General features: G+C 66.7%; 14 protein-coding genes and 1 pseudogene. 14 read left to right on the top strand and 1 reads right to left on the bottom strand.

From position 1 onward, the window contains the following. Positions 1-261: 261 nt before the first annotated feature. The 12 genes from C7W88_RS22555 (at position 262) to C7W88_RS05030 (ending at position 12,423) form a co-directional block, all read left to right on the top strand. Positions 262-432 (top strand): hypothetical protein, encoded by a 171-nt coding sequence (locus C7W88_RS22555; protein WP_162895919.1) that lies wholly within the window; start codon positions 262-264, stop codon positions 430-432. A 3-nt stretch (positions 433-435) separates the two neighbouring features. Then, complete coding sequence (locus C7W88_RS05080) at positions 436-852, top strand: hypothetical protein (RefSeq protein ID WP_118072740.1); 417 nt, start codon at positions 436-438, stop codon at positions 850-852. Next, entirely contained in the window at positions 849-1,043 is a 195-nt protein-coding gene (locus C7W88_RS05075) for a helix-turn-helix transcriptional regulator (protein ID WP_118072739.1), read from the top strand. The genes C7W88_RS05080 and C7W88_RS05075 overlap by 4 nt, the downstream gene beginning before the upstream one ends. Positions 1,044-1,045: 2 nt before the next feature. Beyond that, the gene (locus C7W88_RS22550; RefSeq protein ID WP_162895918.1) at positions 1,046-1,204 is read left to right on the top strand and encodes a hypothetical protein; all 159 of its coding nucleotides are present in this window, start codon (positions 1,046-1,048) and stop codon (positions 1,202-1,204) included. A 36-nt stretch (positions 1,205-1,240) separates the two neighbouring features. Beyond that, entirely contained in the window at positions 1,241-1,987 is a 747-nt protein-coding gene (locus C7W88_RS05070) for an alpha/beta fold hydrolase (protein WP_118072738.1), read from the top strand. A 22-nt stretch (positions 1,988-2,009) separates the two neighbouring features. Next, positions 2,010-2,936 carry a tetratricopeptide repeat protein gene (locus C7W88_RS05065; protein ID WP_162895917.1) on the top strand — a complete coding sequence of 309 codons (927 nt, stop codon included), beginning with the start codon at positions 2,010-2,012 and terminating at the stop codon, positions 2,934-2,936. Beyond that, on the top strand, positions 2,933-3,925 hold the full coding sequence (locus C7W88_RS05060; RefSeq protein WP_118072736.1) for an LLM class flavin-dependent oxidoreductase: 993 nt from the start codon (positions 2,933-2,935) through the stop codon (positions 3,923-3,925). The genes C7W88_RS05065 and C7W88_RS05060 overlap by 4 nt, the downstream gene beginning before the upstream one ends. Positions 3,926-4,121: 196 nt before the next feature. Next, positions 4,122-8,819: an NAD-glutamate dehydrogenase domain-containing protein gene (locus tag C7W88_RS05055; protein ID WP_118072735.1), complete on the top strand. Its 4,698-nt coding sequence runs from the start codon at positions 4,122-4,124 to the stop codon at positions 8,817-8,819. 219 nt (positions 8,820-9,038) lie between these two features. Continuing rightward, positions 9,039-9,809, top strand: a complete 771-nt coding sequence (modA, locus tag C7W88_RS05045; protein WP_118074581.1) for a molybdate ABC transporter substrate-binding protein — start codon at positions 9,039-9,041, stop codon at positions 9,807-9,809. Continuing rightward, the gene (modB, locus tag C7W88_RS05040; protein ID WP_118072733.1) at positions 9,809-10,495 is read left to right on the top strand and encodes a molybdate ABC transporter permease subunit; all 687 of its coding nucleotides are present in this window, start codon (positions 9,809-9,811) and stop codon (positions 10,493-10,495) included. The genes modA and modB overlap by 1 nt, the downstream gene beginning before the upstream one ends. After that, on the top strand, positions 10,485-11,093 hold the full coding sequence (locus tag C7W88_RS05035; RefSeq protein ID WP_118072732.1) for a molybdenum ABC transporter ATP-binding protein: 609 nt from the start codon (positions 10,485-10,487) through the stop codon (positions 11,091-11,093). Before modB ends, C7W88_RS05035 begins: the two co-directional genes overlap by 11 nt. 100 nt (positions 11,094-11,193) lie before the next feature. After that, on the top strand, positions 11,194-12,423 hold the full coding sequence (locus C7W88_RS05030) for an NAD(P)/FAD-dependent oxidoreductase (RefSeq protein ID WP_118072731.1): 1,230 nt from the start codon (positions 11,194-11,196) through the stop codon (positions 12,421-12,423). Here the strand turns inward: C7W88_RS05030 and queG are convergent. Then, entirely contained in the window at positions 12,420-13,451 is a 1,032-nt protein-coding gene (gene queG / locus C7W88_RS05025; protein WP_118072730.1) for a tRNA epoxyqueuosine(34) reductase QueG, read from the bottom strand. The two genes, C7W88_RS05030 and queG, sit on opposite strands and share 4 nt — an antisense overlap. Before the next feature lie 124 nt (positions 13,452-13,575). On the opposite strand from queG, the pseudogene C7W88_RS05020 reads away from it, so the two are divergent. Together C7W88_RS05020 and C7W88_RS05015 are read left to right on the top strand one after the other, a co-directional pair. After that, a pseudogene (locus tag C7W88_RS05020) lies at positions 13,576-14,579 on the top strand (ABC transporter ATP-binding protein). Next, entirely contained in the window at positions 14,576-15,805 is a 1,230-nt protein-coding gene (locus C7W88_RS05015) for an ABC transporter permease (RefSeq protein WP_118072729.1), read from the top strand. Before C7W88_RS05020 ends, C7W88_RS05015 begins: the two are co-directional and overlap by 4 nt. Positions 15,806-15,827 lie beyond the last annotated feature (22 nt).

The raw sequence follows: 15,827 nt of genomic DNA, 5'->3' as shown, positions 1-15,827 counted from the left end.
GGGAGGCGATGCGCAAAGCCACCCGAACCGGGCGGCGGCATCGCGGCAGGACTTAGCCCAGCAGCGACCGCCCCCGGCTCGCGGGGTAGTGGTTGTAGTGATGGTCGTCAGGCGTGCCATGTGAGCGGGCTTCTAGCGCGGAATACTTGCAGAGTCACCAAGCCCGTTTGGTCAAGCACCATTGCCACGATGACAATGACGCTTGACATGATCTGCAAAAAGGTCAAGCAACCTTGTCATCAGATCAAGGAGGCTTGACCAATGATTCGCTTTGCTCTCCCCGCCGCGACCGCCCTCGTGATGGTCGTGATTGTCTTGCTCGATATCGTCGAAGTCCTGCCCAAGGGCTCCACCACCACGGCCGTGCTGTTCATGCCGCTCGTCGCTGCGCTTTCGGGCACGCGCTGCCGGCGCCGCCCGCAGGAAGCTTGAGTCATGGTCGCCCGGATGACGCCCGAACACCGCCGCTACACCCGTGCCGTCATGCTGCTGATGGGCGGCTACGTCGCCACGCTGGTCGGCGTGAACCTGTTCTTCAGGAACAGCGCCCCCACCGGCCTCAGCGCCTACGCCGCGGCCCTGCTTCCCGCCCTCCCGGTGATTGGCGTGTTCGTGGCGATCGGCCGCCTGCTGACCTCGCTGCGCGATGAATACCAGCGCTACCTGATGACCCGGCAGATCCTCATCGCCACCGGCTTCACGCTCAGCGTGGCGACGGCATGGGGCTTCGTCGAAAGCTTCGGCCTGCTCCCGCACGTTCCGGCCTTCTACGCCACGGTCCTGTGGTTCGCAGGGCTCGGCCTCGGCGGTTGCATCAACGCGCTGCTCGAACGGCGCGGAGGTGGCGAGTGAAAAACCGCCTCAAGGTGCTGCGCGCCGAGCGCAACTGGAGCCAGGCCGATCTCGCCGAAAAGCTCGAGGTCAGCCGTCAGTCGGTCAACGCCATTGAAACCGGCAAGTACGACCCCTCGCTTCCGCTCGCCTTCCGCATCGCCGATGTCTTCGCCCTGCCGATCGAAGACATTTTCCAGCGAGGAGACTGAAAATGCCCGCAAGGACTCCCCGCCGCATCGGCATGTGGCTGGCGATTGCCGTGGGCATCGCTGCCGCATCGATGTCCGCCAGCAAGCACCACAAGGCTGAGCGACCCGCCAGCACGGCCAACGGCGCCGTTCACATCACCCTGATCCTTCCGCTCAACTAAGCTTGCCCCGCCCGCCCGTGCGGGCCATGACAGGGCATGACTGACGTAGCCCGCTTCACCCTGCCGTCGGGCCAGCGGATGGCCTACCGCCATCTCCCCGGCACACCGCCCACAATCATCTTCCTCCCCGGCTACATGTCCGACATGGCCGGCGGCAAGGCGCAGGCCGTGCTCGGATGGGCGCGCGAGCAGGGCCGTGCCTGCCTGCTGCTCGACTATACCGGCTGTGGGGAAAGCGATGGCACCTTTGCCGATGGCCGCCTTTCGAAGTGGCGTGACGAGATCACCGCCTTGATCGACCACCTCGGCATCGACGCCGTGCAATTGGTCGGCTCCAGCATGGGGGGCTGGCTCATGCTGCTCCTCGCCGAAGCGCTGGGTGACAGGGTAAAGGCACTCGTCGGCATCGCGCCTGCGCCGGATTTCACCGAATGGGGCCTGTCGCAATCGCAGCGCATCGAACTCGCTGCCGGGCGCACGATCTACGAGGACAACCCCTACGGCCCCGAGCCTACCCCCACTCACGCCGGATTCTTTTCCGACGCCGAACGCCACAAGCGTCTGGCCAGCGGCATTGCCTTCGATGGTCCGGTTCGCCTGATCCACGGCCAGGCCGATGCCGACGTGCCGTGGGAAATCTCGATCAACCTTGCCCGCGCCCTGCGTTCAGCCGACGTGCAGGTGCACCTGATCAAGGACGGCGATCACCGGCTTTCGCGCCCCGCCGATATCGCGCTGCTCCTGCGTGAACTCGCCGGGCTCGCCGCCGCACAAGCCGCCTGACGTGCCGAAGGACAAGCCTGCCATGATCGATCTTCCCGCACCGCTTTTCGCCGTGGAGCATCGCATCGATCAGCAGGCCTCGCTGATGCAGATCGGACCCGCCACCATGCCGATGCGCCCCTCGGACCTGCCCATTCCTCGCCGCCGCGATCCTGAAAAGCAGCGGCAGGCCGAAAGAGAAGCAGGGCTCGAACGGCCCAACCTGCCGGAACAGGATCGCCTTGCCTATTGCCTGCAGAAAGCGGCCACCGATCCCGACGCAGCGATGGTCGAAGCCCAGACCTGGCTTGGTGAAAGCCGCGACTCCGGCCAGCAGGTCCGCGCCAACCAGTGCCTCGGCATGCTGCGGTCAAACGCCGGCGATTTCGATGGTGCGCTCGAAGCCTTCGCGCAGGCCGTTTCGGGCGTGCCCAAGGAACAGGAAGTTGCCGCTGTGCCGTTGATGGCGATGGCCGGTAACGCCGCGCTGGCGGGCGGCAAGGCCGAACAGGCGCTGGGCTGGTTCGACCGCGCTCTGGCGATCAAGGGGTTTGCCGACAATGCCGCGCTTGGCGCAATGCAAAGCGATCGTTCGCGCGCGCTCGTCGCGCTCGGCCGCCTCGCCGAAGCTGGTGGCGCGCTCGACGAAGCACATCGCCTGGCGCCGGAAGACCCGGAAGGCTGGCTGCTGTCAGCCACGCTGGCCCGCCGCAATGGTGAACTGGACCGCGCCCAGCGCGATATCGAAATCGCCGCAAAGTACGGCCCGCGCGATCCGCAGGTCGGCCTCGAAGCAGGTGTTATCGCCGTGCTCTCCGGGCGGGACGACGCCGCGCGCAAGTCGTGGGAATCGGTCGTCTCGGCGGACAAGGACGGTGACGCTGGCAAGACTGCGCGCGCTTACCTTGAACAGCTCGGCCCCGCACCTAAATCGGTTTCACCCGAAACCGCAGGAAAGCCGGCATCATGAAACTCTCCGTCCTCGATCTGGTCAGTGTGGTCGAGGGCGGGACAGCGCGGGCCGCGCTCGACAATTCCGCCGCCGCCGCGCGCGTGGCCGAGGAATGCGGCTACCGGCGCTATTGGGTTGCCGAGCACCACGGCATGGAAGGCCTCGCCGGCGCAGCCACGGCCGTTGCCCTTGCCCACATCGGCCATGCCACCTCGACCATCCGCATCGGATCGGGCGGGATCATGTTGCCCAACCACAATCCGCTGGTGATTGCCGAACAGTTCGGCACGCTCGATGCCCTGTTTCCGGGCCGCATAGACCTCGGCCTCGGCCGCGCTCCCGGTGCCGACCAGCGCATCATGCGCGCCTTGCACAAGGACACCAACCGCGCCGCCGAGGACTTTCCGCAGGACGTGGTCGAACTCCAGCTCCAGTTCGCGGGCGATCCGCGCGTGCCGCTGCAGGCCTATCCCGCCAAGGGTGCGAATCCACAGCTGTGGATTCTCGGCTCGAGCCTGTTCGGCGCCCAGCTCGCCGCGATGCTCGGCCTGCCCTATGCCTTCGCATCACACTTCGCGCCCGATCACCTCGATGCGGCGCTGAAGATCTATCGCGAACGCTTCCAGCCATCCGAAACCCTGGACGCTCCCTATTGCGCAGCCGCCATCAATGTCGTCGCTGCCGAAAGCGACGAGGAAGGCCAATTGCTCGCCTCCTCGATGGATCAGGCCTTCGTTGCCTTGCGCACCGGCACGCCGGGCAAGCTCAAGCCTCCGGTGCCCGGCTATCGCGACACGCTGCCACCGCCCGCACTCGCCATGCTCGAACACGTCCGCCAGGTCAGCGCCTGCGGGTCGGTGGCAACGGTGCGCGATGGCCTCGCCGCATTTGCCGAGCGCACCGGCGCCGACGAGATCATCGTCGCTGCCTCGATCTATGACCAGCAGGCGCGCTTGCGATCATTGCGCCTTACTGCCGAAGCCGCGCGCGAGCTTGTCGTCGCCTGACGTAACCGGCCCGCAATCCTTCGGCACGAAAAGGTGCGCAAAGGGTTCACAACAGCGGGTTAAGCTGCGCGCGTCGATGAACCGGACTTGAGGTCTCGCCACGGCTGGATTACCCTTTGGAATAATGATACGCTTACGTATTCAATAATTACGCGAGGGTGAAATATCCTCTCGCAAGGAGAGTCGGGAAAACCCCATGGCGTCAACGTCCGCAAGCCGTTCGCAAGCCCCTGCCACTTCGTCTTCGCAGGCTCCCTCCGATCAGTTGTCATTGGCCTTGGCCGAGCGATTTGCCGGCGCGCTCCTCCCTGATGAAGTGCTCGATTTCGATGCTGCGCGCCTCGCCGAAGCGGCCCGATTTGCCGCTGCCGCCGCCGCACTTCGCAAGGGCAGCGATCCCGCCATCGCCATCGAAAGCGTCAGCGGTTCGGACAGCGACGGTCGGCATCTGCGCATCGCCGTGATCAACGACGACATGCCGTTTCTCGTCGATTCGATCACCTCGGCGATCACTGCGCAAGGTCTCGCCATCGATCGCCTCGTCCACCCCGTCGTCGCCGTCCGCCGCGATGCCGATGGCAATCTCACCGAATTCCCGGCGGGCGATGCTTCGGGTGAACGCCGTGAATCCGTCGTCTATCTCGAAACCGAACGCGCCGATGCGCGCCAGCGCCGCGGCCTTGTCGCTGCGCTCGAAGAGACCTTGGCTGACGTGCGTGCCGCCGTCACCGATTGGCCGCTGATGCAGGCCGCCATGCGCGAAGATGCCGCTGGTCTTGCCGATCCCGAAGGCGCTGCCCTGCTGCGCTGGCTGGCTGATGGCATGCTTACCCAACTCGGCAGCGTGACGCGCCTGCGTGACGGTACCGAGGTAAAGCCTCACGGCATCTGTCGCGCCAGCGACCGCAGCTTGCTGGCGGCCAGTTCATTCGATCGCGCCTTCCGCTGGTTCGAATCCGGCAAGGGCCGCGCGCCCCTGATCGTAAAGGCGAACCGCATCGCCAACGTCCACCGCCGCGTGCCGCTCGACCTGTTCATGGTCCCGCGCATCGATGGCGGCAAGGTCGTCGCGCTTTCGGTCCATGCCGGGGTCTGGACCAGCGCCGCGCTCGCCGCCGCGCCTGATCGCGTGCCCCGCCTGCGCACCCAGCTGGCCGAGCTGATGGACAAGTTCGGCTTTGCCGCCAACGGCCACGCCGGCAAGGCGCTGGTCCATGCGCTGACGGCACTGCCGCACGATCTCCTCGTCAGCTTCGACGATGCCGATCTGGAGCGCGTCTCGACTGCGATGATGAGCCTGGTCGACCGCCCGCGCCCCCGTCTCGCGCTGGTCCAGGCTCCGCTCGCCCGGCACCTTTTTGCCTTCGTCTGGCTCCCGCGCGATGTGCTGTCGACCGAGGTTCGCCTCGCCATTCGCGACATGCTCGAAGCGGCTGCCGGGGCGCAGGTGATCGACTGGTCGCTGCAGGTCGAAGGCAGCACGCTTGCCATGTTGCGCTTCGTGCTCGACGTGCGCGATCAGGACGGGCAGGTCGATGAAGCCGCGCTCGACCTGCAATTGCAGGGCATGGTCCGGGGCTGGGCAGGCGCTGTCGAAAGCGAACTGGCCACCAGCGAGGAACCCTCGCGCGCCGCCGCCATTGCCGCCCGCTATGCCGACGCATTCCCGCTGTCCTACCGCAATGCTTCGGGTGCGGCCGAGGCAGCGCGCGACATCCGCGTCCTGCGCACGCTGGCGGGCAGCAAGGCCCCGCGCCGCGCCGTTCGCCTGCATCGCAACCCAGGCGAAGCCGTGCTGCGCCTCAAGCTTTATCAGCGCGAAGGCGCGATCGTGCTGTCCGATGCCGTTCCGGTGCTCGAAAACTTCGGCTTCCGCGTGCTCGAGGAAGTGCCCACCCCGCTCGACGGTGGCCGCCTCGGCTATATCCACGATTTCCTCGTCGCCCACCCGGCTGACAGCTCGGTCGATGATCTGCTCGCCCGCGCAGCATCGATCGAAAGCTCGCTCTCGGCGGTGATCAACGGCGCGGCCGAGGATGACGCCTTCAACCGCCTGATCGTTGCCACCGGCCTCACTGCGATCGAGGCGAACTGGCTCCGCGCCTTCTACCGCTACTTGCGCCAGGCCGGCATGACCTTCGGCATCCCCACCGTGGTCGAAGCGCTCAAGAACGCCCCTGCGGTCACCCGCGGCCTCGTCGCCGCCTTTGTCGCCCGCCACGATCCCGCCTTCACCGGCAACCGCGATGCTGCCTTTGCCGAAGCCGAAGAGCGCATCAGGACCGGCCTCGCCGGCGTCGCCGCGATCAACGACGACCGCCTCCTGCGCAGCTTCCGCGCGCTTGTCGGCGCCATCCTGCGCACCAACGCCTTCGCCCCTGCCGCCGCCGAAGCGATGGCTTTCAAGATCGATTCCGCGCTCGTTCCCGGCCTGCCCAAGCCTTTGCCGTGGCGCGAGATCTTCGTCTATGCCCCGCGCGTCGAAGGCATCCACTTGCGTGCCGGCCCGGTCGCCCGCGGCGGCCTGCGCTGGTCCGATCGCCGTGACGACTTCCGCACCGAGATCCTCGGCCTGATGAAGGCGCAGCGCGTCAAGAACGCCGTCATCGTGCCGACCGGCGCCAAGGGCGGCTTCTACCCCAAGCAGCTCCCCGATCCTGCCAAGGACCGCGAAGGCTGGCTGGCCGAAGGCAAGGCCAGCTACCAGGTGTTCATCCGCACGCTGCTGTCGATCACCGACAACATCGTCGAGGGCAAGGTCGTCCACCCCGCCCATGTCGTGATCCGCGATGGCGAGGACCCGTACTTCGTCGTCGCTGCCGACAAGGGCACCGCCTCCTTCTCCGACGTTGCCAACGCCATCGCCGAATCCAGGGACTTCTGGCTCGACGACGCCTTCGCCAGCGGCGGCTCGAAGGGTTATGACCACAAGGCGATGGGCATCACCGCGCGCGGTGCCTGGCTCTCGGTCCGCCGCCATTTCCTCGAACTGGGCGTCGACGTGCAGACGCAAGCCATCCGCGTCGCCGGCTGCGGCGATATGTCAGGCGACGTGTTCGGCAACGGCATGCTGCTGTCGAAGGCGCTCAAGGTCGTCGCCGCGTTCGACCATCGCCACATCTTCCTCGATCCCGATCCCGATCCGGCAAAAAGCTGGGAAGAGCGCAACCGCATGTTCGCGCTGCCCCGCTCCAGCTGGGACGACTACGACAAGAGCCTGATCTCGGCCGGCGGCGGTGTCTTCCCGCGCTCGATGAAGGCGATCCCGCTTTCAGCCGAAGTCCAGGCGATGCTCGGGGTCGAACTGCCCGAAATCGATCCGGATTCGCTGATCGCGCTGATCCTGCAAAGCCCGGTCGACCTGCTGTGGTTTGGCGGCATCGGCACTTACGTGAAGGCCAGCACCCAGAACAACGTCGACGTCGGTGACCCGTCGAACGACTCCGTCCGCGTCTCGGCCAACGAGGTCCGCGCCAGGGTCATCGGCGAAGGCGCCAACCTCGGCACCACCCAGGCCGCGCGCATCGAGTTCTCGCTGCATGGTGGCCGCATCAACACCGACTTCATCGACAATTCCGCCGGCGTCGATTGCTCGGACAACGAGGTCAACATCAAGATCGCCCTTGCCGCCGCCAAGCGCTCGGGCAAGCTGACCGAGGACGCCCGCGTCGAACTCCTGTCGGCGATGACCGACGAGGTCGCCCACCTCGTGCTCGAGGACAACCGCCTGCAGGCGCTCGCCCTGTCCATCGCCGAACGCGGTGGCGCTGCCGCCATGCCGGCATGGTCGCGCCTGATCGATGTGCTCGAGGAAGGCGGCGATCTCGATCGCAAGACCGAAGGCCTCGCCGGTGCCGAAGATCTTGCCCGCCGCGCCGCCGCCGGGCAGGGCCTGACACGCCCCGAACTCGCCGTCCTGCTCTCCAGCAGCAAGCTCGTGCTGCAGCGCGCGCTCGAGGAAAGCACCGTGGTCGATGATCCGGTGCTGGAAGAGGAACTCGTCGCCGCCTTCCCGCCGCAGATGCAGGAAGACTTCGAAAGCGAGATCGTCCACCACCGCCTGCGCCGCGAGATCATCGCCACCAAGCTCGCCAACCGCATCATCAACCGCATGGGGCCGGTGATCCCGTTCGAGCTTTGCGAGGAGGAAGGCGTCTCGCTCGCACAAGTTGCTGCCGCTTTCGTCGCGGCAGAGCGCCTGCTCGATCTGCGCAAGACCTGGGAACTGCTCGATTCGGCACACATGCCCGAAACTCTGCGGCTCGATCTGTTCGACCGCGTCGCGCAAGGCCTGCGCGGCCACGTCGCCGATGTCCTGCGCTCAGGTCGTGGCACGCAGTCGCCCGACGATCTGATCGAAGACCTGTTCGGCGGCGTCGCCCTGCTTTCGCACACCACCGCCGAGCTGCTGCGCGGTGCCGCGCAGGCGCAGGCCCGCCGCATGGCCGATGATCTCGCCACCAGCGGCGTTCCGGCAGAGATCGCCGCACGCCTCGTCCACCTCTACGACATGGACGGCGCGATCGGTCTCGCCCACCTCGCAGGCGAGCTCAATGTCGATGCCGCGGCCCTGACCGGCGCCTTCGCCGACCTCGGCGCGGCGCTCGGCATCGACTGGGCGCAACAGGCCGCACGTCGCATGAACCCATCGGACCCGTGGGAGCGCCTGCTCGTCGCCGGCCTTGCCCGCGATTTCCAGCAGATGCGCCTCGATTTCCTTGCGCGCTCCAAGGGCGGCTCACCCGATGCCTTCGTCAGCGACTGGCTGTCGGCCAATGCTGCGGCGGTGCGGCAGTTCCGCAGCCTCGTCGCTCGCGCCCAAGCCGCCCCGGTGGTGTCTCCGGCGATGCTGGCGCAAGTCGCCAGCCAGGCAAGGACCTTGCTCGGCCGCTAAGGCCAATGTCTCGCTTCTAAACCTCCGTCACCCTGAACTTGTTTCAGGGTCCATCCCTCGAAATGCACAGGCTGGGCGTGGGGAGAGATGGATGCTGAAACAAGTTCAGCGTGACGGCCGCTGAGGCAGGAAGTCGGATAGACGGACAGCGCAAAGCAAGACATTGCCGGAGCGGCATCATGGTATATACAGCCGAACATAGCTTGTTCCGGAACCATGATGCCGCCGATTCTGCTGCGCGCCCTCTTTGCCCTGCTGATCGCGCTTGCGGGCACCACCCCGGCCTTCGCGCAGGATAAAGGTCCACTGGTCCTTGCTGCCGCCAGCCTGCAGGAAGCGATGACCGATGCGGCCGCCGCCTGGGCCAGGAAAGGCCACGCGCGCCCGGTCCTGTCCTTCGCCGCGTCCTCGGCCTTGGCCCGTCAGGCAGAGGCAGGCGCCCGCGCCGATCTCTTCGCCTCTGCCGATGAAGAGTGGATGGACTATCTTCAGGGCAAGTCGCTGCTCAAGCCCGGCACCCGCGCGCGGCTGATCGAAAACCGCCTCGTCCTCGTCGCCCCGGCGCAAGGCCGTGTGAACCTGCAGATCACCCGGAACTTCCCGCTGGCCAGGGCCCTTGGGTCTGGCCGCCTTGCCATGGCCGATCCCGCAGCCGTCCCCGCCGGACGCTACGGTCGCGAGGCGCTGACCAAGCTGGGTGTGTGGACCAGCGTTGCGGGAAAAGTCGCCGCCGCCGAAAACGTGCGCGCTGCGCTCGCGCTGGTCGAACGGGGCGCGGCTCCGCTTGGCATCGTCTACGCCACCGATGCCATGGCCTCGCGCCGCGTGCGCGTGATCGGGACTTTCCCTGCGGCAAGCCATCAGCCGATAACCTACCCCGTCGCCCTGCTGGCGACTTCGCGCCATCGCGATGCCGAGGCCTTCCGCCGCTTCCTGATCTCGCGCGAAGGCCGCGCCATTTTTCTCAAGCGCGGGTTTGGCCGGCGCTGATGACTCCCGAGGAGTGGGAGATCGTCCGGCTTTCGCTCAAGGTCGGCGCCGTCGCGGTCGCCGCCTGCCTGCCGGTCGCTTTCGCGCTGGCATGGGCTCTGGCGCGGGGGCGTTTTCCCGGCAAGGTCCTGCTCGATGCGCTGATCCACCTACCGCTGGTCCTGCCGCCGGTCGTCACCGGCTGGCTGCTCCTGCTCGCTTTCGGCCCGCAAGGCCCGGTCGGTGCGTGGGCTGAGCAGGCGCTCGGCCTCACGTTCATGTTCCGCTGGACCGGGGCGGCGCTGGCCGCCGCTGTCATGGCCCTGCCGCTGATGGTCCGCGCCATGCGCCTGTCGATCGAAGCAGTCGACCAGCGCCTCGAAGCTGCGGCAATGACATTGGGCGCCTCGCGCTGGCGCGTATTCTGCACCATCACTGTTCCGCTCGCGCTGCCCGGCGTGATCGCCGGAACCGTGCTCGGCTTTGCCCGCTCGCTTGGCGAATTCGGCGCGACGATCACTTTCGTCAGCAACATTCCCGGTGAAACCCAGACCCTGCCGCTTGCCATCTACAGCGCTCTGCAAATCCCCGGTGGCGAAAGCGCGGTGACCCGCCTCGCCATGATCTCGGTGCTGCTGTCGCTGGCCGCGCTGGTCATTTCCGAAGTGCTCGCCCGCCGCATGGGCAGGAGCGCCCATGTCCTTTGAAGTGACCGTCGCGCGCAGGCTTGGCGATACGCACATCGCCTGCAGCTTCACCGCCAGCCCCGGCCTCACCGCCCTGTTCGGCCCCTCCGGCGCAGGCAAGACCTCGATCCTCAACATGGTAGCGGGCCTGCTCAAGCCGGATGAGGGGCGCATCGTCGTGGGCAGCGAAGTCCTGTTTGACAGCACCACCGCAACAGACCTGCCGGTCCAGCAACGCCGCGCAGGATACGTCTTCCAGGACGCTCGCCTGTTCCCGCACTTGCGCGTCCGCGCCAATCTTGCCTACGGCGCCCGCGAAGGCGGCCCGATGTCGCAAGCCGATGTCGTCGATTTCCTCGGGCTGGCCCACTTGCTTGATCGCTGGCCGCGCACGCTCTCGGGCGGCGAGGCCCAGCGTGTCGCCATCGGGCGCGCGCTGGTCTCCAACCCGCGCTTCCTGCTGATGGACGAACCGCTCGCCTCGCTTGACCGCGCCCGCCGCGAAGAGATCATGCGCACGATCGAGCGCCTGCGCGACGAGGTGCGCCTGCCGATCCTCTACGTCAGCCATGACCGCGCCGAAGTCGAACGCCTTGCCGGGACGATCGTGGAACTCTGAAATCCATTGTGGCCTGTCCGCAATGGCCTTTTCCAAGTCAGTCGGTTGACGAACGCGCGCTTTTGGCCAAACGCCCTCGCAACAGCCGGGAGGATTCGGGATGGAGCACGCAGACGTCATCATCGTGGGTGCAGGGCATGGCGGCGCACAAGCAGCCATCGCATTGCGCCAGAACGGCTTCGAAGGCCGTATCCTGGTGATCGGCCGCGAACCGGAAATCCCCTACGAGCGTCCGCCGCTGTCCAAGGAATACCTTGCCCGCGACAAGACGTTCGATCGCATCTGCATCCGTCCGGCGCAGTTCTGGGAGGACAAGGCTGTCGAGATGAAGCTCGGCGCCGAAGTCGTCTCGCTTGATCCCGCCGCGCACACGGTCAAGCTCGGCGATGGCAGCGAGATCGGCTATGGCAAGCTGATCTGGGCCACCGGCGGCGATCCGCGTCGCCTGTCGTGCATGGGCGCAGACCTCAAGGGCGTCCACGCTGTCCGCACCAAGGAAGACGCCGACCGGCTGATGGCCGAACTCGATGCCGGAGCAAAGCGCGCCGTTGTCGTCGGCGGCGGCTACATCGGCCTCGAAGCTGCTGCCGTGCTGACCAAGTTCGACGTTTCGGTCACCTTGCTCGAAGCGCTCCCGCGCGTGCTGGCGCGCGTTGCCGGTGAGGCGCTGTCCGAATTCTACCAGGCCGAACACCGCGCCCATGGGGTCGACCTGCGCACCGGCGCGGCGATGGACTGCATCGAAGGCGATGGCACCAAGGCCACCGGCGTCAAGATGCAGGACGGTTCGGTCATCCCGGCCGACATCGTCATCGTCGGCATCGGCATCATTCCCTGCGTCGGTCCGCTGCTCGCAGCCGGTGCCTCGGGTGGCAACGGCGTCGACGTCGACGAACTGTGCCGCACCTCGCTGCCCGATGTCTACGCGATCGGCGATTGCGCGGCTCATGCCAACGACTTTGCCGACGGCGCGGTGATCCGCCTCGAATCCGTCCAGAACGCCAACGACATGGCCACCACCGTCGCCAAGTGCATCTGCGGCACTGAAGCGCCCTACAAGGCCACGCCGTGGTTCTGGTCGAACCAATATGACCTGCGCCTGCAGACCGTCGGCCTTTCGACCGGACACGACAACGCCGTGCTGCGCGGCGATCCGGCCACGCGCTCGTTCTCGGTGGTCTACCTCAAGAACGGCAAGGTCATCGCGCTCGATTGCGTGAACATGGTCAAGGACTACGTGCAGGGCAAGAAGCTGGTCGAAGCCCGCGCCCAGATCGCCCCTGAGCAACTGGCCGATGCCAGCGTGCCGCTCAAGGAAATGCTCGCCTAAGCCAGCCGCTCCACGGCCCAGCGGGCGGCATCTGCCACCGCCGGGTCGGGATCGCCGCACAAGCCCTGTACAACCGGCAGTAGCGCCCGGTCGCCGCTGTTGCCTGCGGCATAAAGGCAATTGCGCACCATCCGGTCGCGCCCGATCCGCTTGATCGGGCTGCCGCTGAACACCTGCCGGAACGTCGCGTCGTCCAGCGCCAGCAGCTCGGCCAGCTTCGGCGCGGTCAGCTCGCCGCGGGGCAGGAACGCGCGGTTGGCCTGCGCCGCCCGCGCAAAGCTGTTCCACGGACAGGCCGCCAGACAATCGTCACAGCCATAGATGCGGTTGCCCAGGGCAGCGCGGAATTCCTCCGCCACCGGTCCCTTGTGCTCGATCGTCAGATAGGAAATGCACCGCCGCGCATCCAGCTGATAAGGCTTGGGAAAAGCATTGGTGGGGCAGGCCGTCTGGCACGCCGTGCACGATCCGCAGCGGTCGGCATGGGGCACATCGGGCGTCAGCTCCAGCGTCGTGTAGATCGCCCCCAGGAACAGCCACGAACCGTGAGTCCGGCTCACCAGATTGGTATGCTTCCCCTGCCACCCGATTCCCGCCATCTGCCCCAGCGGCTTTTCCATCACCGGCGCGGTATCGACGAAGACCTTGACCTCGGCCCCCGGCACTTCCGCCATCAGCCACCGCGCCAGCGCCTTGAGATTGCGCTTCACCACGTCATGATAATCGCCGCCCTGCGCATAGACCGAGATGCGCCCCCGCTCCGGATGCGCTTCCAGCGCGCGAGGATCTGCCGCCGGGGCATAACTCATGCCCAGCGCGATCACGCTCTTCGCGTCGGGCCAGAGCGATTGCGGCCCGCGGCGGTGGTGGAGGCGGGTTTCCATCCACTCCATCGCTCCGTGGCATCCCTCGCCCAGCCACTGTTCGAGTCGGGCCGCCCGGAGGGGGTCGTCATCGGCGGGTGCGATGCCACAGGCCGCAAAGCCGAGGCGGGTCGCTTCCGCTGCCAGTTTGCCCTCGAGAGTCATGCCTTCGCTGCCAGGAGTTGCCCCATTGCCCCCGGGAGTTGCCGCTCTGCCTGCGAGAGTTGGACTTGCGTTAACCACACTTGCTGCCCTGCTCGTTCATCGCCTATCGCTAGGGCAATGACCCATGAAGATCGAGCTAGGGGAATGGCCGGTGGCTGGCAACGCGGTTGACAGCACCGGAGTGGAACTCGCCCCTCCAGAACTTGCGATCGAGGCGCGCGGGCTGGTCAAGCGCTTCGACGGATTCACCGCTGTCGACGGCGTAGACATATCCGTGCCCAAGGGCGCCATCTACGGCATTCTCGGCCCCAATGGCGCCGGCAAGACGACGACGCTGCGCATGCTGCTCGGCATCATCGATCCCGACGCCGGCTATCGCCGCGTGCTGGGCCACGAACGCCCGACCGAGGTTGCCCGGCGCATCGGCTACCTGCCCGAGGAGCGCGGCCTTTACCCGGCGATGAAGGCTTATGAGGCCATCGGCTTCCTTGCCGCTTTGCGCGGCGTGCCGCTGAAAGAGGGGCGCCGGCGCGGGCGGGAATTGCTGGAAGAACATGGGCTTGGCTATGCAGCCGACCGCCAGATTCGCCAGATGTCCAAGGGCATGGCGCAGACCGTGCAACTGCTCGGCACGCTCGTCCACAAACCTGATCTTGTGGTGCTGGACGAACCCTTCTCCGGCCTCGACGCGCTCAACCAAGGCAAGCTCGAACGCATGATCCGCGCGCTGGCGGCAGGCGGCACCACGGTGATCTTCTCGACCCACGTGATCGCTCATGCCGAGCGCCTGTGCGACAGGATCGCGATCATCGCCGGGGCAAGGTGCCCTTCGCCGGGCCGGTCGATCTCGCCCGCGACCGCCTGCGCCCGCAAGTCCGGCTCGAAACGCGCGCGCAAGATGGGCCGTGGCGCGCCGCGCTTCCGGCAGACGTGCGGCACGAAGGCGCGTTCTGGTACTTCACCCTGCCCGAAACCGGCGTCGAGCCACTGCTGCGCGCGCTGATCGAAGGCGATGCCGGGATTCTCAGCCTCTCGATCGAGCGGGCGGGGCTGCACGATGCCTTCGTTGCCATCGCCGGCGAGGCTGCGGCCAGGGCGCTCGAGGAAAGCGAAGGAGACGCGCGGTGACCGGATTTGCCGAAAAGCTGCGCTGCGCGCTGGTCATCGCCCGGCGCGACTTCGTCGCCGTGGTGTTCTCCAAGACCTTCATCTTCTTCCTGATCGGCCCGGCTTTCCCGCTGGTCGTGGGCGGGCTTGCCGGAAACATCGGCGCCAAGGTCCAGCAGAACGTCGAGAGGCCGACCATCGGCCTTGCGATGAGCGCGCAGGACAACAAGCGCATGCTTGCCGCGCGCGAGGAACTGGACGGGCGCATGGCCGGTGGCCTGCCCGACATGATCGAACTTGCCGCGGCGGCGCCAGGAGAAGCCTTCGATGCCCGGAGCGCTCTTTCCGACGGCAACCGCGAGGTGACTGCGGTCGTCGGCGGGACGCTCGCTGCCCCGACCCTGACCGCGACCGCCGACCGCGCGCGCCAGTGGGTTGGCCTCGTTTCCAACCTCGCCGCCCGCGCCCGCGCCGAGACACCGACTGCCTATCCGGACGTGCAGGTCGAGGAGGTCAACACCTCGATCGCCAAGGTCCGCACCGGCCAGATCTACACCGCGCAAGGCGCGCAAGTGCTGCTGTTCCTGCTGACGATGCTGCTGGCGGGCATGGTCCTGTCCAACCTTGTCGAGGAAAAGGGCAACAAGATCATCGAGGTTCTTGCCGCCGCCATCCCGATGGACGCCCTGTTCATGGGCAAACTCTTCGCCATGCTCGCCGTGAGCCTTGTCGGCATTGCCGTGTGGGGCACGGCCATCGGCACGATCGTGCTGGCCGGTTCGGAAAGCCTGCCCAGCATGTCTGCCCCTGCGGTGGGCTGGCCGCTGTTCCTGATTCTCGGCTTCCTCTACTTTGCGATGGCTTACCTGCTGATGGGATCGCTGTTCCTGTCGATCGGCGGCATGGCGGCCACGGTGCGCGAAGTGCAGACGCTGTCGATGCCGGTCTCGATGTTCCAGCTGATGGTGTTCTTCTTCTCGAGCTATGCGCTGACGATGCCGGGCTCGTGGGTGGAATGGCTTTCGGTGATCTTCCCGGTCAGCTCGCCCTACGCCATGCTGGCGCGGGCCGCGCAACAACCCGAAGTGTGGCCGCATGTCCTGGCGCTGCTGTGGCAGGCGTTCTGGGTTGTCGTGATCGTGCGGGCAGGGGCTCAGCTGTTCCGCCGGACGGTCATGAAATCGGGCCCCGCGCGCGGCAAGGCCAAGGGCGGAGTGTTCGCACGGTTCCGGCGCAAAGCTTATTGACACGCATGTAGGTTGTGGCAAG

Origin of the sequence: Novosphingobium sp. THN1 (assembly GCF_003454795.1) — a bacterium.
In the GTDB taxonomy this organism is placed as follows: domain Bacteria; phylum Pseudomonadota; class Alphaproteobacteria; order Sphingomonadales; family Sphingomonadaceae; genus Novosphingobium.
Note: the sequence above shows the minus strand (reverse complement) of the source record. Positions and strands in the feature narration are given on the sequence as shown.

Coding starts and splice junctions, on each gene's coding strand:
- C7W88_RS22555 (WP_162895919.1), top strand. CDS start 262: ATGATTCGCTTTGCTCTCCCCGCCGCGACCGCCCTCGTGATGGTCGTG.
- C7W88_RS05080 (WP_118072740.1), top strand. CDS start 436: ATGGTCGCCCGGATGACGCCCGAACACCGCCGCTACACCCGTGCCGTC.
- C7W88_RS22550 (WP_162895918.1), top strand. CDS start 1,046: ATGCCCGCAAGGACTCCCCGCCGCATCGGCATGTGGCTGGCGATTGCC.
- C7W88_RS05070 (WP_118072738.1), top strand. CDS start 1,241: ATGACTGACGTAGCCCGCTTCACCCTGCCGTCGGGCCAGCGGATGGCC.
- C7W88_RS05065 (WP_162895917.1), top strand. CDS start 2,010: ATGATCGATCTTCCCGCACCGCTTTTCGCCGTGGAGCATCGCATCGAT.
- C7W88_RS05060 (WP_118072736.1), top strand. CDS start 2,933: ATGAAACTCTCCGTCCTCGATCTGGTCAGTGTGGTCGAGGGCGGGACA.
- C7W88_RS05055 (WP_118072735.1), top strand. CDS start 4,122: ATGGCGTCAACGTCCGCAAGCCGTTCGCAAGCCCCTGCCACTTCGTCT.
- modA (WP_118074581.1), top strand. CDS start 9,039: ATGCCGCCGATTCTGCTGCGCGCCCTCTTTGCCCTGCTGATCGCGCTT.
- modB (WP_118072733.1), top strand. CDS start 9,809: ATGACTCCCGAGGAGTGGGAGATCGTCCGGCTTTCGCTCAAGGTCGGC.
- C7W88_RS05035 (WP_118072732.1), top strand. CDS start 10,485: ATGTCCTTTGAAGTGACCGTCGCGCGCAGGCTTGGCGATACGCACATC.
- C7W88_RS05030 (WP_118072731.1), top strand. CDS start 11,194: ATGGAGCACGCAGACGTCATCATCGTGGGTGCAGGGCATGGCGGCGCA.
- queG (WP_118072730.1), bottom strand. CDS start 13,451: ATGACTCTCGAGGGCAAACTGGCAGCGGAAGCGACCCGCCTCGGCTTT.